A 19,285-nucleotide genomic window follows, 5' to 3' on the forward strand; every position below is an offset into this window, starting at 1 on the left:
TTCCCTTACTTACCGGTACTCATCACACCGGAATCATTATCAGCGTTATTCACCTTCTTCTGGCCGGCGCTGAACTTACGGCCGAAGGAGAAATTATAGGAGATCGTCGCGATGAATAAGCGAGAACTTTCCTTGATATAATTTGAACGGCGGAAAGAGGCGTATTGGTTCCAGTTCTCCGTCTCCTGCTTATAATTATCCGTAAACGGATTGATGACACGCAGGCCAACCATCAAGTCCTTATGCCGATAACCGAGTTGAATTCCTTGGATATTCTCACCCCCACTCATCGTCTCGCCCTTAAACCAGTTCCAATTTGTCATTACCATATACCAAAGCGACCATTTCTTCCATGTAGCGGAAACATTCGCCTCGCACCACCAGTTCGTATATCGATGCGTGTAGGTATTACCGTTACTCATATAATGGTTCATACCACCATTGACAGAAAATTGCAAGATGTCCTTGATCGGACCGACCCGCAAGTTGACGGAAGCGACAACCCGTTGCCAGTTTTTCTGATTATCCCAAGTCTGGATGATCTTATTTCCTTCCAGATATTTCTCGTCCATGATAGCGTCCGGCTGATACTCATAAGCGCCCAAGGCATTCACGTAAAACAGACCTTTGCGAAACTCGTAATTCAATTCCGTATAATAACTCATATAAGACTTCAAGTTAGGATTACCCCGCTGTATTTGCAAGGAATCGATCACTTGGTCGATAGCGCTCAACTCACCCAAAGAAGGAGTCACATTCCCCATCGTTGATTTCAAACGGATGGAAGATTCACCGGGCAAAGCATAAAACAAGGTCAACCGGGGACTCACCGTATAACGTTCATAATCCGCATCCTCACCCCGTTGGCTATAAGACGATCGATTCACGGTCACACCCAACGAGTAATCCAGTTTTTTCACCTTTCCCTTGAATTCCGCATATACGGAACTCTCCATCTGTTCCATATGTGTCTTATAGTTATGCCCATTGATATAACTGTTATCCGAGAAAGATTGGTTATGGCGTAAACCGCCGCTCAACCGATTACCATTCGTTAATTTCTTCTCATAGATAGCCTCGCCGATAATCGAGTATTTATCACCATCCACCACATTATTTACATCAGTCAACAATTGTTCATGTTTACTCTCTTGATAGATACGGGTCGATTTCGTTTGGTTATAAGTCCCTACCACGTTAAACACCAAGGTCTGGTTATGCTTCAAATCCCGTTGGTAATATAAATCCAGCGCAGGAGCTTGATAGGCTGATCCCGATAGATCGATCATATCCACTTTATCCTCCGGATTCGCCTTATTCATCAAGACTCCTTGATAATCCCAATGCGGTTGATGATTATTCCGGTAGCGGAACGTGGCGTTAAACATATACTTATCCGGCTTTTGATAGCTATAGTTCACATTCAGGTTATGCATGAACAAACGAGCGCGCGAAGGTTCGCCTATTTCCACACGGTTCAAGGTCGTTCCATTCGCTAAATGGAACTCTTCCTCGTTATTCCGTTTCATTCCATAGAAATCACGAGGACCGATCCGATAAGAAGCGCCCCATTCCGAGTTCTTATGATTGATCTTTCCCCAAGCATTATGTTCACCCCACATGGAATTGATACCTTGCGCCATGTCCAGACCAAAACTACCTCCCGTATCCGGCCGGCGAACAATATAATCCAGCACGATATCGGCATTGCCGTAACGTAAGCCCGGGTTATCATGATATTCTATACGGATGATATCCGAGGGATTCAAGGCCTTGATCTCATCCTGTTCCACCTTCACGCCATTGATACGCACTTGGACTACCCCATTTCCCGTGGCCTTGATCTCGTTGTTCAACAAATCCACCTGCACTCTCGGTAGCATCATCTGCTGCAACAAATCCATACCGTTTCCCGAAGCCTTCATCTGGCGATCCGATGGGAAGACCACTTTTTTATCGGCATGGCTCGTCTGGGCAGAGGCGCTAACCGTCACCCCGTCTAAGGATACCGCATCATCATTTAAGGATATTTCTCCCAAAGAAATATTCTTGGACAAGCCTTCCAAGGAAATATACTCCGTCTTAAAGCCTAGACTAGAGACAGATAGAATATAACTCCCTTTTTTAATCTTATTTAATAAAAAATGCCCCTTCATATCCGTAGTCGTACCCGCTACAAAAGAAGAGTCCATTGTTTGCAATACCACATTTGCAAATTCCAAGATTTCTTTGTTGCGAGCGTCCCGCACCATTCCCTTTATCTCCAAGTTCTGAGCAAAAGCTCCCTGTACCATACCGCCTAGCAGTATGATCCAAATCATCATCCGTTTCATTTTTATCGTATTTTTTCCGAATATAGCAGGGTGGCCTTTCCCGCTTATCATTTGTTTCTAACTATAAGACGACAGCCGTTTGGAAAACGTTACAAGAAAATGATAAAAAAATAATATTTCGATGAATTTGCTTCGTAGATACGTATCTTTGTAACCAAACAACAGATTATAAATCATGGAGCTATTGAATAATTGGATCAACGGAGTCAACGATATATTATGGTCATACATCCTTATTATCATGTTATTGGGATGCGCCGTATGGTTTACGATAAAAAGTAGGTTCGTGCAATTCCGCATGATTGGCGAGATGATCCGATTATTAGGCGATTCTGCCGGGAAAGGAGAAAAAGGGGAAAAGCATATCTCCTCTTTCCAAGCCTTCGCCGTATCTTTAGCCAGCCGTGTAGGGACCGGAAACCTAGCCGGTGTAGCGACAGCCGTAGCGATCGGCGGACCCGGATCCGTATTCTGGATGTGGCTGATCGCTTTGCTTGGTTCTTCCAGCGCATTCGTGGAGTCTACGTTAGCTCAATTATATAAAGAAAAAGGGAAAGACTCGTTCATTGGCGGTCCCGCTTACTATATGCTACATGGTTTGGGGTTACGATGGATGGGGGTATTATTTGCCGTATTGATTTCGATAACCTTTGGTTTTGCCTTTAATTCCGTGCAAAGCAATACCATCTGCGCAGCTTGGGAAGGCGCTTTTGGCATCGATCATGCTTGGATCGGGGCGATTCTTACGGTACTTACGTTAATCGTCATATTCGGAGGTATTCAGCGTATCGCGAGAGTAAGCAGTATTGTCGTACCGGTCATGGCATTAGGATATATAACATTGGCGTTGGGAATCGTACTGTTTAATATTACCCGCCTACCCACTGTTATAGAAACCATTCTGTCAAACGCTTTTGGTTGGGAACAGGCGATAGGCGGCAGTGTCGGAGCGGCGTTGATGCAAGGGATTAAACGAGGTCTATTCAGTAATGAGGCCGGTATGGGATCGGCACCGAACGTAGCGGCTACGGCGCATGTCTCCCATCCTGTCAAACAAGGATTGATCCAAGCATTAGGCGTATTTACCGACACGCTGATTATCTGTACCTGCACGGCGTTCATCATCTTGTTTAGCGGAGCGCCATTAGACGGCTCCATCAATGGAGTCCAGCTCACGCAACAAGCTTTGAGTAACGAGGTGGGTAGCATCGGTAGTACGTTTGTCGCTTTAGCGATCCTTTTGTTCGCGTTCAGTAGTATTATCGGTAATTACTATTACGGAGAAGCGAATATTCGTTTTATCACGTCCAAGAGAAGTGTCTTATTTATTTATCGTATATTAGTCGGTGGAATGGTCATGTTCGGTGCGTTGGCTAGTTTAGACTTGGCTTGGAGCCTAGCGGACGTGACGATGGGACTTATGACGATCTGCAATTTGATCGCGATCTCATTGTTGAGCCGTCAAGCATTCCTCTTATTACAGGATTACGTAGCCCAAAAGAAAGCGGGTATTAAAAGCCCTGTATTCGATAAGAACAAGATACCCGAGTTGAAAGACAAAGCGCAGTGTTGGTGATCAGACAAACGTATTGAAGTATGATAAAAAGCAAGATGATAAGCTTTTACATAGCGGTTATGATGATATGGACCTGTACGGTAAAAGCTCAAGATGATGATAAATCCATTATCCACAAAATAGGATTCGACGTACGTCCCTCGTATGTCGCCCCTACTAGTAAATTCCTCAAAGATGACGGCTATGGAAACGGGCTTACTTTACGTAAGGCGGCTTCATTCCATTTGAAATACGGATTCCAACTGAATCCTAACTCTAAGGAGGGCCAGCTTTATCCGCACACTTACCAAGGAATAGGCGTCTCTTATAATACCTTTGGAAACCGGCAGGAAGTTGGTAATCCTTGGGCGGCGTATGTTTTCCAAAGCTCCCGCATCGCCAAAATTTCTTCCCGGCTATCCTTCGATTATGAGTGGAATTTCGGAGCCTCATTTGGTTGGCATCCGTATGATGATAACAATAATTACCGCAATAAGATCATCGGTTCTAAGATCAATGCCTATATCAATCTGGGCTTTTTCCTCAATGCGAAACTATCCCGTTATTGCAACCTGCTTGTCGGGGCGGATTTAACGCACTACTCAAACGGAAATACTCATCTTCCGAATGCGGGATTGAATACGATTGGTGGCCGGATCGGACTCGTCTACACGCTCAATCCTATCGAGGAAAGCCATCATGAGATAGGTACTGCACGTTCCTTACCTGAAAATCAGTTGTACCTCTCCAGCTTTTGGCAACGTGTCAGTTACGATGTCATCCTATACGGCGCGACCCGTGCTAAGGGGGTTATGCTTGGTGACGAGGCTCATATCTTTCCCGGTCATTTCGGTATCCTCGGATTCAACCTCAACCCGATGTACAAATTCAACCGGTTCCTAAAAGCAGGTATCTCCCTAGACGGCCAATATGACGAAAGCGCAAATATTTATTCCGACGAGATCATCCAAGTCGGCGAAGAACCCCGATTCTACCGCCCGCCCCTACACGAGCAAATCGGTATCGGCCTCTCTGCCCGTGGCGAATTCACCATGCCATTCTTCTCGATCAATATAGGAGTCGGACATAATTTATTTTACAACAAAGGCGATCTGAAAGGATTATACCAGATCCTAGCCCTCAAGGTATCGGTTACACGAAATTTATTCCTGCATGTCGGATACCAACTGCACAAGTTCCATAATCCGAATAACTTGATGTTGGGGGTTGGGTATAGGTTCCATAATTAGCCTCACTCATAAATCAAGCAAAACAACCGTTCCGGCGCAAGTACCTCATTAGCCACCTCAAGGATTTGCCCGGCGGTTATTTTCTCGATCTGGGCGAATACTTCAGGGAGGGTGTCGTAACGGTTGTAATGGAGGTAGCTTTTTCCTAAGCCAAGGAAAAGGCCCTCCCGGTTATCGCCCGACACGCCCAGTTGGCCGATTACCTGCTTCTTGGCGGCGGCTAATTGAGTGGCGGACAGCTTTACGTCACGTAAACGGGCCAATTCCTTATGCACCAAACGCATCGCTTTCTCACGGTTCTTCGGGTCTGTCCCGAAATAGATACTGGCTAGTCCGGTATCGGTATAAGAGGTTATATTGGATTCTACGTTATAGACCAAGCCATGCTTTTCCCGCAAGGAGACATTCAAGCGGTTATTCATGCCCGGACCACCTAAGATATTGTTCAACAAGAACAAAGGGATACGTTTTTTGTCGTGCATACTGAAAGCCCGGCCACCGATCAGTACATGGGCTTGATGGGTATCTTTATGGATCTGGCGTACGCAAGCCTCGATGGGGTCCGGAGCTTTCCGGATCCGTTCAGCCATCGGGAAAGAGATATCGCTTAAAGCGGATTCCGCTGATTTCAAGATCTTCTTGAAGTCTTTTCGTCCCATCGAGAAGAACACCATATTCTCCGGGGCGTAAAAACGACGCATGAAAGAACGACCGGACTCGGAGTCAAAGCGAAGAAGAGATTCCTCATCCCCTAAGATATTATGCCCGAGGGTATGACCCTTATAAAGCAAGTTCTCAAACTCGTCGAATATAAGTTCCGAAGGACTATCCTCATACGAATTGATCTCATCCAAGATGACATCTACCTCCTTCTCGATCTCCTGTTTGGGGAATTGGGAATGGAAAACCAGATCGGTCAATAGCTCAAACGCCCGGCCAAAATCCTCCTCCATAAAAATGGAATAAACAAAGGTCTCTTCCTTCGTCGTATAGGCATTCAACTCCCCTCCTACGTTCTCCATACGGTTCAGGATATGCCACGCTTTCCGTTTCTCCGTACCTTTGAAGATCATGTGTTCAACGAAATGCGCCAAGCCAAATTCATCCTCGTTCTCATCCCGTGTACCGGCGTTCACGGCGAAACCGCAGTAAGAGACCGGGGAATTAACCGGGAGATGTACCATGCGAAGTCCATTCGGCAATGTATGAGCGATATAATCCATTTTCCTTCTTGTTTGTATCAGCCCGCAAAGGTACGAAAGACTTTCCGGAAAAACATGTACGTCTTTTTCAAAAAACATGTACGTGTTTCCGGAAAAAGACGTACGTGTTTTTTTCGATCTATTTGCCTCCTTGGAAAAAATACCTACATTTGTGTAAATTAAACAGATAAGGCTATGGGAAATATCGTCCGAAAATTACCGATAGGCATACAGAGTTTTGACAAACTACGTACAGAGAACTATTTGTATGTTGACAAGACCGAGTTCATTTATCAAATGGCATACCAAGGTGTCCCTTATTTCCTAAGCCGCCCCCGGCGATTCGGGAAAAGCTTGCTGCTATCGACATTCAAGGCATATTTCGAGGGGAAGAAAGAATTGTTCCGGGGATTAGCCATAGAGAAACTAGAGACCGAGTGGAAAGAGCATCCGGTACTTCATTTCAGCCTCAACGCCGAGTTGTACGATAGCCGCAAGGCATTGGAGAATATGCTGGAACGCCAGTTGAGGGAATGGGAAAAAATATATGATACCGGAGGAGAGGGTATCACCTATTCCGGACGGTTCATGACCATCATACGAAGGGCGGCGGAGATAACCGGAAGGAAGGTGGTCGTACTGATCGACGAGTACGATAAGCCATTACTTAGGAACCTGCACAACGAAGAGCTACAGAACGAGTTCCGGGAATTATTGACCGCTTTCTATACGGTCCTCAAAGATGCCGATCCTTGGCTGCGCTTCGTATTCATAACCGGTGTCACCAAGTTCGCGCAAGTCGGTATTTTCAGCAACCTAAATCATTTGAACGACATCAGCCTAGCCCCGCAATACGCGGCCCTTTGTGGCATGACATTGCCCGAGATCGAGGCGACTTTCCAGCCGGAGCTTTATGCCTTGGCCGAGGCGAATAAGCTTTCATACGAAGATACCATCGAGAAAATTACACGCCGATACGACGGCTACCATTTTGATTTCCGCAGCGGTATCACCCTTTATAACCCGTTTAGCGTATTGAACGTGTTGAGTAAACAGGTCTTTTACGACTATTGGTTTGCTTCCGGTACCCCGACATTCTTGGCGGAGATGTTACGGAAAACGAATTACGATATACGGGAGCTGGACGGGATAGAGGTATCCGAGGTATCCCTTTCGGACGATCGGGCGAACATCAATAATCCCGTGCCCATGATTTATCAAAGCGGATATTTGACAATCAAAAGCTACGATGAACGTTTTCGGTTATATACGTTAGGATACCCGAATGAGGAAGTTAAATATGGATTTTTGAATTTTGTAGCCTCCATGTATGCGCATTTACCGGAAACCGAGACTCCCTTTTATATCGGAAAGTTCATTCAAGAGCTGGAAAGCGGAAACACCGAGGCTTTCCTCACCCGCCTAAAGGCTTTCTTCGCCGACATACCCTACGAGCTGAATGACCGGACCGAGCGTCATTACCAAGTGGTTTTCTACATCGTATTCAAGCTACTAGGACAATTCACCGAGGCCGAGGTACGTTCGGCCCAAGGACGTGCCGATGCCATTGTAAAAACTCCTCGCTACATCTACGTATTCGAGTTTAAGCTGAGAGGTACGGCGGAAGAGGCGATTCGGCAAATCGACGATCGAGGCTATCTGATTCCTTATACGGCCGACGAACGGGAAGTAGTCAAAGTGGGGGTCGCTTTCGACGCAGCCACTCGCAACTTAGGTGAATGGCTGATTGAAAAAACATTGTAATTCTATGAGAAACATGAAAATAATAACCTGTTTACTAACAATCACTTCCTTGGTTTTTACCGCTTGTGGAGGAGGAAGTAATGATATAGAGAAAGCGAAAAGCGTAGCGACCACGGAACATTTAAAGCGATACACCGAGGCCATCTCGCATGACTCCTGCCAAGGCCGTAAACCATTCTCGGAAGGGGCCGACCGTGCGGTGAACTATATCGCTCACCAAATGAAAGAGGTTGGGCTGAAACCCATCAACGGCGATTCTTATTTCCAACAGGTTAATATCATATCCTCACGCACACGATGCCCGGACCCGATGGTCCTAAAGACCCCGAAAGGGAAAATCCCCTTAGATTGGTTGGAAGGTTACACCGCTTTCTCCGCACGGATCGAGCCGGAGATCGATATAGACAACGCAGAACTGGTATTCGCCGGCTATGGGATCGTAGCCCCCGAGTATGGGAAAAATGATTTCGAGGGAATCGAGAACCCGCAGGATAAAGTAGCGGTCGTTATCGTAAATGACCCGGGACTCGGAAGCGACAACACGGATTATTTTAACGGTGATATCATGACCTATTACGGTCGTTGGATGTATAAATTCGAGGAGGGCGCCCGACAGGGATTAAAAGGAGTTTTGATCATCCATGAAGACCGGGGAGCGGGCTATCCTTGGTCGGTCGTACGAGCTTCCGCCCAATCTAAGATGTATGTGGACAGCGATAGCGATGCCTATCATTGCCCGCTAAACGGCTGGATCCAATTCAATGCCGCCAAGCAATTGCTGGCCGATAATGGCTACGACATTGACCAACTAATCGAGCAATCTAAATCGCCAGACTTCAAGCCCATCTCCTTGAAATCTACGGTAACCGTCTCGATGAGGAACACCTTCGACCGCCAGCAAAGCCCCAACGTAATCGGTTATATTCCCGGTAGCGGGAACACGGATGAGAGTGTTATTTATCTAGGCCATTGGGACCATCTAGGCTATGGAGCACCGATCAACGGCGACAGTATCATCAACGGCGCTACCGATAACGCCGTAGCCATCGCATGGATGCTCGAGATGGCACGTTGTTTCAATGCCTTGAAAGAGAAACCCCGCCGGAATATCGTCTTCCTCTCCCCTACTTGCGAGGAGACCGGATTCCTCGGTACGAAATACTATGTGGAGCACCCGTTGTTCCCGATTGATAAGATAGCCGCCGTAATCAATCTGGATGTCTTCCCGCTATGGGGCGAGAACAACGATGTCACGATCACCGGATACGGCAACTCCGAGCTGGATGATACCCTAGCCGAGCTAGCGAAGAAATACAACCGTTACATCATGCCCGACCCCGACGCTTATAACGGGATGTTCTATCGCTCCGACCATTTCCCTTTCGTACAAAAAGGCATCCCGGCCATGTTCGCCAAAGGTTGGAACGACAACCGCAAACAGGGTAAGGAGTGGGCCAAAGAGCATATCGCACATTATTGGGCGGAAACTTACCACAAACCGACCGACCAGACCCATCCCGACACGGATGATTACAGTGGTCTGTTACAAGAAGTACAATTATTCTTCGACCTCGGTTATAAACTGGCACAAGATACCGGATACCCGAAATGGAAGCCGAAGTCCGAATTCGCAAACGTCTTAAAAAGATAAATTGTCTGAAATAGATGATGCCAATATCAGTAAATATAAATACTTTCGCGATCGTTATTCAGGCAGGAATGCCGTAAAACAATCAATCAACAATATGGTAAACGAAAATATCACCTCTTTATTGGAGCAGGAAGCGGAAGCGGTTCGCAACATACCCGTTACACCCGGATATGAGGAAGCGGTATCGCTTATAGTGAAACATGTACACGACCTAGGTGGAAAACTGATCATGAGTGGAATGGGTAAAGCCGGGCAAATCGCCTTGAATATCGCTACCACCTTTAGCTCGACCGGTACACCTGCTTTTTTCTTACATCCCAGCGAGGCACAACACGGAGATCTGGGAATCGTATGCAAGAACGATATCATGTTATTGATCTCCAACTCAGGAAAGACACGTGAACTGGTGGAATTGGTAGATCTCACGAGGGGTTTGGTGCCAGACATGAAATTTATCGTTATCACCAGTAACCCGGATAGTCCTCTAGCCGCCGAGGCGAACGTATGCCTGTTGACCGGCGCTCCCAAGGAAGTTTGCCCGTTAGGCCTTACGCCGACTACCTCCACGACCGTCATGACGGTAATAGGCGATATCCTCGTGGTCGGAACCATGAAGCGTATCCATTTCACCAACAAGGATTACGCCAAGCGCCATCACGGGGGCTACTTAGGCTCCAAGAGCCGTGAGCTAAGCAAGAACGAATAACAAACCAGTATATAGTCATGAGAAAAGTCTTTGGTATAGGAGAAACCATCCTCGATATCATTTTCAGGAACGACCAACCACAGAAGGCCGTTCCCGGTGGCTCCGTCTTCAACGGATTGATATCATTAGGTCGATTGAATGTCCCCGTATCCTTTATCAGCGAGCTGGGCAACGACCGGGTTGGTGACATGATTCGGGATTTCATGGAAGATAACCACATCACGACCGAGTTCGTAGACCGTTTCCCCGATGGGAAAAGTCCTATATCACTCGCTTTTCTGGACGACGATAAGAACGCTAATTATATCTTCTACAAGGATTACCCGGCGCAACGGCTGGAGGTGCCCCTGCCTAAGATCGAGAAAGACGATATTTTCGTGTTTGGCTCTTATTATTCCCTGAACCCGGTCTTGCGGACTCGTATGGTAGAATTTCTGCAATACGCCCAAGAACGGAAAGCGATCATCTATTACGATCCCAATTTCCGCAAGGCACACGCTCATGAGGCGATCCGCCTCATGCCTACCGTACTGGAAAATCTGGAATTCGCCGACATCGTCCGGGGCTCGGACGAGGACTTCCAGAACCTTTATGGCAAGAGCGACGCACAGGAGGTTTACAAAGAGCATATTCAGTTTTATTGTGATCGTTTCTTAACAACTCACGGGGCAAACGGAGTCAATCTCCACACCCGTAATTTCACACGACATTTCGATTCCCCGCAAATCCAGCCGCTTAGTACCATCGGCGCCGGCGACAATTTTAACGCGGGTATTATCTACGGACTTCTAAAGTATGACGTACGCCATGCCGACCTTCCCTCTCTGGATCAGGATACTTGGGGAAAAATCATCCGCTGCGGAATGGACCTCGCCTCCGAGGTTTGCCAAAGCTATGATAATTATATATCCAAGGAGTTCGCGGCGAAGTATGTTAGTCAGTCTTAAATATCATTAATGAAGAAGCGGGAAAAACTTGTTTTACTATCTTTGTAAGGAAAGCTTATTATCATAGAAGACAATGTTAGGAAAGATTCTCTCTCTATTCGCCAGTGTGATCCTGTTAGTGGGTTGTTCCTCTAACGCACCCGACATACGAGCTATTTGCCTACGTGATGACATCGGAAATTACGTGATAAAATGGGAAACCGATCCGGTAATGGAGGGGATTGTCAAGATGACCGTGTCCGACAACCCGGATCTTTTCACCAACGAGTCCCCGATCATTTACGCCAACATCAAGGATGGCGTAGCTACTTACATCACGAACGATAATATATCACGTAAGTATTTCCGCCTTTCTTTTAATGATAAATACCCACGGATCATCGGGGCACGCTCGGCGGTTATGGATAGCGTACAGAATTTCCGGGATCTAGGCGGTTATACCTCTACAAACGGGAAGACGGTGAAATGGGGCAAGGTATTTCGCTCCGGCGAGTTAAGCAGCTTGAGCGAATGGGACTCCATCCGATTGGATAATCTAGGGATCAAGACCATCATCGACCTCCGTACGAACCAAGAAACCCTCACCGCCCCTATCAAATATACGAAAGCAAATATCCTGCAAATCCCCATCTCGGTCGGCAAGATCGCCGATGCCCCCCAACGTGTTATCGAGGGACGAATGCGGAAAGGAGACGCCGGGGTATATATGGAAGACGAGTACCTGCAATTCGTGACAGATAATACCGATCAGTTCGCCAAGGTACTGGAACAGTTCCAGAACGAGGATAATTACCCCATTCTCATCAGTTGTTCCTACGGAAAGGATCGTACCGGGTTTCTCACCGCCATGTTACTCGCCGCCTTGGATATTCCCCGGGACGCCATCATGGAAGACTACTTGACATCCAATCAATATATCGATACGAGTCATTTAGCTGATATCGTGAAACATCTCTCCACAGACGCCCAAGAAAGCATTACGGTCTTCCTTACGGCCAACGAGGGGCTCATGGACCTAGCTTTCCATAAAATCAAGAAAGAGTACGGTTCCACCGAGAAATATTTGTCGAAAGGATTACGTCTTACTGATAAGAAACGTGAAAGGCTCAAGGACATATTACTTTATTAAGAAAAAGAGCCACCCGGAAAAGATTCACTTACCCGATGGCTCTCGGTAATTCTCCACGTTTATGCCTGTTCTATTTGATAATTAATTGTTGAGTCAGCTTCTTGCCGTTCACAAAAACCAGCACAAAATACCTTCCACTTCTCAATTCCGATACAGGGATTTCAACTATAGGACGATCGAAAGTAAATTGTTTCAACAAGCTTGTTTCCGACCAGATTTGTACTTCATACTCACCTCCATTTTCTGTCGTAAACATAGGTTCCATACGTGGACTAGGCGTATTTACATCATTTAGAGTTAACGTTACTAGGCTGGTGGCAGGGTTCGGTGTCAAAGAAAAGCTATAATTTGAGGAGCAATCCACAGCCTCTACCTCACCAGTAGTTACCCAATCTCCATTCTTGCATCCCAACAAACGAGCTTCCATTGTATACCAACCCGGAGAGAGCATATTAGTCAGATCATTATCACCTTTCGAGGCGGTCCTCGTCATAACCACATTCAACCCCGGATATCTCAGCAACCGAACCTCATAAGAACTCAAATTATAATCAGACTCGATGGTGAAGATATTTCCGGAATGGCTCGTACACCATGTATCGTTTCCATTCACAGTGTTCCGATAGGTGATCATACAAGAGGTATAGCCTCCACTAATTACTTTCCGCTCTTGATTGTGGCTTTCAATACGGCAGGTCCGTTACCGGTAGAAGAGACCGTACAAGAAGTATTGCTTTGCGAGGTTATTCGCAAAGGCCCCGTGCATGACCAAGTAACTGTGGAGTTTGGATAACTTACAGAGAATGTTGAAGAAGAACAGACTTGGTCTGAACCACCGGTGATGGATATGGGATAGTAAGGAAGGAGGAAGTCAAGGAAGGAGGAAGATCGAACATACGCACAATAAGCTCTCTGAGTACTAGGATTTCCATGTACAGTTCCAATTACAACATGTCTCTGTAAAGAAGAATCCCAAATTGTCAATGCTCCACCACTATCACCTTTAGAAGGACTATGCTTACCATCATATGTAATAACAAAACTATTAGCAGCTCCTATAGTAGAATTTGAAACAATAGGAAGATCTACCTTTTTTAAATCATCTGACATTTTCCATTCTTTAAAAGGATCATCAATCACAAGAAAAGTAATCCCCCAACCTGTAACTCGAAGTATATTTCCTACATTATAATAAGAAGCCTTATTAGCTGAAAGAATATCTATAGCTTTTACATTTGTAGAATAAGACAAAGGCCTAGACAATATTAATAAAGCAATATCCAAAGAAGGGTGATAAACAATATTTGAAACAGAATACCAATTCGCACCAATATTTGAATATTTAGAACTACCAACTCCCACTTTAACCTCTTTTGCAGTATATTTTTCCACCACATGAGCAGCTGTTAAAATCAAGTTTGGAGCCAATATAGACCCTCCTCCGTTAAAAACACCTTTCGTTTGAATCGCAACCTGCCAAGGAACCTCTGATATATTGATATTAGATCCCTCCACTATTCGCTGTTGAGCATTTACAGGATAAAACAATATACCCAATAAAACACTAATAATTAAAAAAGTTTTTTCATAATACAATCATATTAAAAAGTTTATTCATTCAATTCTCGAACAGAAAGTACAGAAATATCAATTACTGAGGAATCCGATTTACACAATGGATATCTCTTTCTATCCCCAAAACAAAAGCCTACTTCTAAACGTTTTCCGTAGTGATTTTTATAAGGTATAACTATCTCATCATCACAATAAACTAAAGAATCCTCTAGAATAAGGAATATTCCCTCTGCCTCACAATTTACATTTGTAATAGTAACCTTTCTAATGTGTGGCCAACCAACACAATCAAACTCATCTGCATCAAAGACACTTTGTGTTTTCTCTTCCTTGCATCCCGGCAACAGGAAAAGTAAACTCAAAAAAGCAATAATCATTCTTTCTTTTTTCATAAGCTCTCTATTTTAGATTTATAAACGGTAACAAATCACAGTGCTTGATTCCTCCATCATGGCAACAAGCAGGTTCATCGGGCAAGACAGGCTCAAGACGGCCTTAATATATACAACAAAAAGTCTTTTAACTTTTCATTTATCTTAATCCATAGAAAATCTCCGTTCAGACCGTTTCTAACAAACTGTCACTTTTTGACACATTGTAATCTAAAGCCTCAGAGAATCGAATATTCCGGGACTTAGTACGGCTCGCTCGCAAATAAGGAAGAAATATTTCGCAATCAGCTATTGATTAACAAGATACCGAAAAACGGTCTTTCGCCACCTATCACACTTGGAAAAGGCACTATTTTCCCCCAAAGCACCACTTTATCCCCTTACCCTCCGGCTATATCATAGTATCAAGAAAAAGGACATGTCACGATATACGCCCTATTTCTATCAGAAAGATCAGACAAGAGCTGTTTCGCTAACAAATAAACGACACGGTTCGCATGCGACCGAGGTGCCCACCCTCTCCCAATAGGTAAAAACCATCCGTGGTTCGCTGATTTTTAGCGAATTTAGCATAACAATCCTATAGAATCCGAATTATTTACGTACCTTTGCGGCCACTGAATATTATCATATATACACAATCGCATTTTGAAAACATTTGAAGAATTAGGAGTTGCCGCACCGATATTAAAGGCAATCCAAGAGATGGGCTACGAATCGCCCATGCCCGTACAGGAAGAAGTGATTCCTTTCTTACTGGGAGAAGATAACGACGTAATCGCATTGGCACAAACAGGAACCGGCAAGACAGCCGCTTACGGCCTGCCGATCCTGCAAAAGATCAATATCTCTCAATATCAGCCTCAAGCGCTTATCCTTTGTCCGACACGCGAGCTTTGCCTACAGATAGCGGACGATTTGAACGATTATTCTAAATACATCGATAACCTGAAGGTTCTCCCTGTATACGGAGGTTCCAGTATAGAGAGCCAGATCAAGACACTGAAGAGAGGCGTACACGTGGTAGTGGCTACCCCGGGACGTTTGATCGACTTGATGAACCGCAAGACGGTTGACTTAAGCAACGTAAAGAACGTCATTCTTGATGAGGCGGACGAGATGTTGAACATGGGTTTCACCGACAGTATCAACGAGATCTTGGCGGCTATACCGGAAAACCGCAATATGCTGCTCTTCTCCGCTACCATGCCGAAAGAGATTGCCTCTATCACCAAGAAATACATGAAGGACCCGAAAGAGATCGTCATTGGCAGGAAGAACGAGGGAAACAAGAATATCCGCGATATCTATTACATGGTTCGTGCGCAGGATAAATATCTCGCGTTGAAACGTCTAGCCGATTATTACCCGAACATCTACGGTATCATCTTCTGCCGTACCCGTAAGGAGACACAGGAGATCGCCGATAAATTGATTCAAGACGGCTATAACGCCGACTCCTTGCACGGCGAGCTGAGCCAAGCGCAACGTGATTACGTGATGCAGAAGTTCCGTATCAAGAATATCCAGTTATTGGTCGCTACGGACGTAGCCGCACGTGGTTTGGACGTGGATGACTTAACCCATGTAATCAATTACGGTCTGCCGGATGAGGTAGAATCTTATACCCACCGCCGCGGACGTACGGGCCGTGCGGGAAAAACGGGTATCGCTATCTCTATCTGCCACGTAAGGGAAAAAGGCAAGATCCGCGAGATCGAACGAATCATTAACAAGAAATTCGATAAAGGCAAGATGCCTACCGGTGAGCAAATCTGTGAGAAGCAATTGTTCAACTTGGTGGACCAGATCGAGAAAGTGAAAGTGAACGAGGAGGAAATCGCTAGTTTGATGCCTTCTATCTACCGTAAATTGGAATGGCTGGATAAGGAAGATATCATCAAGCGTGTCGTATCCTTGGAGTTCAACCGGATGATCGACTATTATAAAGATAACGATGATATCGAGGTTGTAGACGAGAGCGCCCCAAGAGAAAGAGGCAAACGTGGTGGTAGAGGCGAAGCGGAAGAAGGCTACACCCGTTTCTTTATCAACTTTGGAAAGACAGACGAGCTTACACCTCCTCAACTTATAGAGTTGGTTAATAAGTGTGTACCGGGTAAGGTTCGTATCGGTCGTATCGACTTACGTGATAATTTCTCATTCTTCGAGGTAGAAGAGGGAGAAGCCAACCGTGTCATGGACTCGATGAACGGCTTCGAGGTAGACGGACGACGTATCTCCGTAGAACCGGCGCAAGCGAAAGGCGAAGGTGGTAAAGGCAGTCGTGGTAGCCGTGGAGGTAGCCGTAGCGGAAACGGTTTCAGAGACCGACGGGATAGCGGTAGAAAAGGCAGAGATAGCCGTCGGGAAAGCGACCGTGGAGACCGTGGCGGTAGACGTTCCGGCCGTGGCGATGACAAACCGAAGCGTAAATTCTATGAGGACGCTCCTCGTGGAAAGAAAAAACGCAGTAAATAAAAATAGATATTCATAACCCTTCCTAATGAGCTCGGCATCGAACCGGGCTCATTTTTTAATTAAGGTTATAAAGGTCTTAAATTATGCGTACCTACAAAGTTTGTGGTACTTAATTCCTTATTTTTGCCAAAACTGGAAAAAGTCCTGAAGACATGCAAACAGAACTAGTACGTCAGCTAACCATAGAAGATTTATCGCAAAACGCTGTGCTTGACTATATTGATGGAGATATAGCATTTGCCAATCGCCTCCGCCTTCCTCATGTGCCCCATGCCAAGCCTGTCAAGATTGACGCATTAAAATTGTTGATATGCACAAAAGGCACATTGCAAGTAGACGTGAATACCAAGACACGGATAATCCGAGCCAACGAAGTTCTGTGTTGCCTTCCTCTGACCGTACTTCGCAATGCTATCGGTAGTGATGATTTGGAATGCAAGGGGATCGCTATCTCCATGAATATAGTCAGGAGATTAGTCAGCTTGGGTGGTGGCACACGAGACAAGTTTTTTTATCTCGAACAAAACCCAGTCCTGCCAATAGGACAAAAGGGAGCACAAATCTTCGAATTATATCATAAATTAATTGGTTCCAGGATAAAAGCAACAGACAATCCTTATCAGAAAGGGATCATGTCTGCCCTTATCAGCGCTATATTCTATGAGTTGCTAGGTAATTTGGATACATATTGTATATCCAGAAACAACACGATGTTCAAGCAAGGCGATCTTTTATTCAATCGATTTATAGAATTACTATCTAAATCAAAAGTAAAAGTACGCTCCGTCTCTTTCTATGCGGATAAGCTCTTTATCACTACCAAATATCTCTCGGTGATATGTAAACAGGTATGTGGAAAGACAGCTTTCGATATCATTAATGAATTTATCATAGAGGATATCACCGAGCTACTTAAATACTCTGAAAAATCCATTAAGGAAATAGCCAATTATTTGGAGTTTCCCAATCTCTCATATTTCGGGAAATACGTGAAGGCACACACGGGTATGTCGCCTACCCAATACAGAAAGCATCTTATAAATAAGCTATAAAAGCATCTCATACTTTCTTTTTGAGAAACCATACTACAAGATATTACAATCAGAACACTTCACCAGCACATTTGGTATATAAAAATGAGCTATCTCCTTTTAACTTTGCGCGGAATTTTAAAAGGATATACAAATGGTTATGAGTTCAAAATGGATGAGACTAATAGGATTAGTCGGTTTTACGGCAGTATTGGTGTCTTGCAAACAAACACCTCAAGCTCCAATGAATGCCAATTATGCAACAATGAAAATAACAGTAAGTGACAAGAAATTCTCTACCTCTTATTCAGCCACGATCCGTGGACGGCAGGATATCGATATTTATCCACAGGTATCCGGAACTATCGAGCGCCTTTGCGTAACAGAAGGTGAGAAAGTCCGGAAAGGACAAATTCTTTTCGTCATAGACCAAGTACCCTACAAGGCAGCCTTGAATACGGCTATAGCCAACGTTAAATCAGCAAAGGCAGGCTTAGCCACGGCGGAATTAACCTACAACAGCAATAAAGAGCTATATGCCCAGAAAGTAGTATCAGAGTTCAGCCTAAAGACCTCCGAGAACAGTTATCTCACCGCACAAGCAGCTTTGGCACAAGCTGAGGCTCAAGAGACAAACGCCCGCAACAACCTCTCTTATACCGAAGTAAAAAGTCCGAGTGACGGAGTGGTAGGAGCGTTACCCTATCGGGTCGGAGCCTTAGTCAGCGCCAATATTCCACAGCCATTGACTACAGTATCCGACAACTCGAACATGTATGTGTATTTCTCTATGAATGAGAACCAGCTTTTATCCTTGACCCGTCAATATGGTTCCATGGATGACGCACTGAAGAACATGCCGGAAGTAGAACTTAGACTAAATGACAACTCCATCTACGAACATAAAGGAAAGATCGAGTCGATCAGCGGCGTGATCGATCGCCAGACCGGTACGGTAACCGTCCGTTCTGTCTTCCCAAACGAGGCACGCCTACTACATAGCGGAGCCTCTGGAGCGGTAATCATCCCCAGTACATATGAGAATTGTATCGTAATCCCACAGGAAGCGACAATACGTCTACAGGATAAAACAATGGTATATAAAGTAGTGGATGGCAAAGCAGTCTCATCCTTGATCACGGTAGCTGAATTGAACGATGGACGCGAGTATGTCGTATTAGACGGACTGAAAGCCGGTGAAGAAATCGTATCACAAGGAGCCGGATTGGTACGTGAGGGAACACAAGTTAAATAAAAAGAAATCAGTGC

General features: G+C 45.2%; 15 protein-coding genes. 10 read left to right on the top strand and 5 right to left on the bottom strand.

The features are described from left to right. Window positions 1-5 precede the first annotated feature (5 nt). Window positions 6-2,333 carry a TonB-dependent receptor gene (locus CI960_RS20710; RefSeq protein WP_036629135.1) on the bottom strand — a complete coding sequence of 776 codons (2,328 nt, stop codon included), beginning with the start codon at window positions 2,331-2,333 and terminating at the stop codon, window positions 6-8. 175 nt (window positions 2,334-2,508) lie between these two features. On the opposite strand from CI960_RS20710, the gene CI960_RS20715 reads away from it, so the two are divergent. Both CI960_RS20715 and CI960_RS20720 read left to right on the top strand, forming a co-directional pair. Beyond that, a complete protein-coding gene (locus CI960_RS20715; RefSeq protein WP_005860590.1) occupies window positions 2,509-3,909 on the top strand; it encodes a sodium:alanine symporter family protein in 1,401 nt (466 codons plus the stop codon). 20 nt (window positions 3,910-3,929) lie between these two features. Further along, entirely contained in the window at window positions 3,930-5,138 is a 1,209-nt protein-coding gene (locus CI960_RS20720; RefSeq protein ID WP_051135267.1) for an acyloxyacyl hydrolase, read from the top strand. Between the two features lie 2 nt (window positions 5,139-5,140). On the opposite strand, the gene CI960_RS20725 is transcribed toward CI960_RS20720, so the two are convergent. Then, window positions 5,141-6,361, bottom strand: coding sequence for a pitrilysin family protein (locus CI960_RS20725; RefSeq protein WP_005860586.1), 1,221 nt, complete (start codon window positions 6,359-6,361; stop codon window positions 5,141-5,143). A gap of 174 nt (window positions 6,362-6,535) precedes the next feature. Here CI960_RS20725 and CI960_RS20730 point away from each other — a divergent pair, with 174 nt between their 5' ends. The 5 genes from CI960_RS20730 to CI960_RS20750 all read left to right on the top strand — a co-directional run bounded on the left by CI960_RS20730 (window position 6,536) and on the right by CI960_RS20750 (window position 12,537). After that, a complete protein-coding gene (locus CI960_RS20730; RefSeq protein WP_005860584.1) occupies window positions 6,536-8,104 on the top strand; it encodes an ATP-binding protein in 1,569 nt (522 codons plus the stop codon). A 4-nt stretch (window positions 8,105-8,108) separates the two neighbouring features. Then, complete coding sequence (locus CI960_RS20735; RefSeq protein ID WP_005860582.1) at window positions 8,109-9,755, top strand: M20/M25/M40 family metallo-hydrolase; 1,647 nt, start codon at window positions 8,109-8,111, stop codon at window positions 9,753-9,755. Between the two features lie 94 nt (window positions 9,756-9,849). Beyond that, window positions 9,850-10,461: an SIS domain-containing protein gene (locus CI960_RS20740; RefSeq protein ID WP_005860581.1), complete on the top strand. Its 612-nt coding sequence runs from the start codon at window positions 9,850-9,852 to the stop codon at window positions 10,459-10,461. Window positions 10,462-10,478: 17 nt separating this feature from the next. Further along, window positions 10,479-11,408, top strand: a complete 930-nt coding sequence (locus tag CI960_RS20745; protein ID WP_005860579.1) for a carbohydrate kinase — start codon at window positions 10,479-10,481, stop codon at window positions 11,406-11,408. Between the two features lie 73 nt (window positions 11,409-11,481). Continuing rightward, window positions 11,482-12,537, top strand: a complete 1,056-nt coding sequence (locus CI960_RS20750; protein WP_005860577.1) for a tyrosine-protein phosphatase — start codon at window positions 11,482-11,484, stop codon at window positions 12,535-12,537. Window positions 12,538-12,607: 70 nt separating this feature from the next. Here the strand turns inward: CI960_RS20750 and CI960_RS20755 are convergent, their stop codons facing one another. The 3 genes from CI960_RS20755 to CI960_RS20765 are packed head-to-tail and all read right to left on the bottom strand — an operon-like array spanning window position 12,608 to window position 14,504. After that, a complete protein-coding gene (locus CI960_RS20755; RefSeq protein WP_005860575.1) occupies window positions 12,608-13,171 on the bottom strand; it encodes a T9SS type A sorting domain-containing protein in 564 nt (187 codons plus the stop codon). Window positions 13,172-13,194: 23 nt separating this feature from the next. Continuing rightward, window positions 13,195-14,133, bottom strand: a complete 939-nt coding sequence (locus tag CI960_RS20760; RefSeq protein WP_005860573.1) for a trypsin-like serine protease — start codon at window positions 14,131-14,133, stop codon at window positions 13,195-13,197. 14 nt (window positions 14,134-14,147) lie between these two features. Beyond that, complete coding sequence (locus tag CI960_RS20765) at window positions 14,148-14,504, bottom strand: hypothetical protein (protein WP_005860571.1); 357 nt, start codon at window positions 14,502-14,504, stop codon at window positions 14,148-14,150. A 705-nt stretch (window positions 14,505-15,209) separates the two neighbouring features. Between CI960_RS20765 and CI960_RS20770 the strand changes: the two genes are divergently transcribed. The 3 genes from CI960_RS20770 (at window position 15,210) to CI960_RS20780 (ending at window position 19,271) form a co-directional block, all read left to right on the top strand. Beyond that, complete coding sequence (locus tag CI960_RS20770) at window positions 15,210-16,985, top strand: DEAD/DEAH box helicase (RefSeq protein ID WP_005860569.1); 1,776 nt, start codon at window positions 15,210-15,212, stop codon at window positions 16,983-16,985. A 152-nt stretch (window positions 16,986-17,137) separates the two neighbouring features. Beyond that, window positions 17,138-18,037: an AraC family transcriptional regulator gene (locus CI960_RS20775; RefSeq protein ID WP_005860567.1), complete on the top strand. Its 900-nt coding sequence runs from the start codon at window positions 17,138-17,140 to the stop codon at window positions 18,035-18,037. Window positions 18,038-18,170: 133 nt separating this feature from the next. Then, a complete protein-coding gene (locus tag CI960_RS20780) occupies window positions 18,171-19,271 on the top strand; it encodes an efflux RND transporter periplasmic adaptor subunit (RefSeq protein WP_005860565.1) in 1,101 nt (366 codons plus the stop codon). The last annotated feature ends 14 nt before the right edge of the window (window positions 19,272-19,285 follow it).

It is taken from the genome of Parabacteroides sp. CT06 (genome assembly GCF_002257605.1).
GTDB lineage: Bacteria > Bacteroidota > Bacteroidia > Bacteroidales > Tannerellaceae > Parabacteroides > Parabacteroides distasonis.

Bases quoted from the DNA above. Each gene is read 5' to 3' on its own strand.
- CI960_RS20720 (WP_051135267.1), top strand. From the start codon at position 3,930: ATGATAAAAAGCAAGATGATAAGCTTTTACATAGCGGTTATGATGATA.
- CI960_RS20745 (WP_005860579.1), top strand. From the start codon at position 10,479: ATGAGAAAAGTCTTTGGTATAGGAGAAACCATCCTCGATATCATTTTC.
- CI960_RS20710 (WP_036629135.1), bottom strand. From the start codon at position 2,333: ATGAAACGGATGATGATTTGGATCATACTGCTAGGCGGTATGGTACAG.
- CI960_RS20740 (WP_005860581.1), top strand. From the start codon at position 9,850: ATGGTAAACGAAAATATCACCTCTTTATTGGAGCAGGAAGCGGAAGCG.
- CI960_RS20730 (WP_005860584.1), top strand. From the start codon at position 6,536: ATGGGAAATATCGTCCGAAAATTACCGATAGGCATACAGAGTTTTGAC.
- CI960_RS20775 (WP_005860567.1), top strand. From the start codon at position 17,138: ATGCAAACAGAACTAGTACGTCAGCTAACCATAGAAGATTTATCGCAA.
- CI960_RS20725 (WP_005860586.1), bottom strand. From the start codon at position 6,361: ATGGATTATATCGCTCATACATTGCCGAATGGACTTCGCATGGTACAT.
- CI960_RS20780 (WP_005860565.1), top strand. From the start codon at position 18,171: ATGGTTATGAGTTCAAAATGGATGAGACTAATAGGATTAGTCGGTTTT.
- CI960_RS20750 (WP_005860577.1), top strand. From the start codon at position 11,482: ATGTTAGGAAAGATTCTCTCTCTATTCGCCAGTGTGATCCTGTTAGTG.
- CI960_RS20765 (WP_005860571.1), bottom strand. From the start codon at position 14,504: ATGAAAAAAGAAAGAATGATTATTGCTTTTTTGAGTTTACTTTTCCTG.
- CI960_RS20770 (WP_005860569.1), top strand. From the start codon at position 15,210: ATGGGCTACGAATCGCCCATGCCCGTACAGGAAGAAGTGATTCCTTTC.
- CI960_RS20755 (WP_005860575.1), bottom strand. From the start codon at position 13,171: ATGATCACCTATCGGAACACTGTGAATGGAAACGATACATGGTGTACG.
- CI960_RS20735 (WP_005860582.1), top strand. From the start codon at position 8,109: ATGAGAAACATGAAAATAATAACCTGTTTACTAACAATCACTTCCTTG.
- CI960_RS20715 (WP_005860590.1), top strand. From the start codon at position 2,509: ATGGAGCTATTGAATAATTGGATCAACGGAGTCAACGATATATTATGG.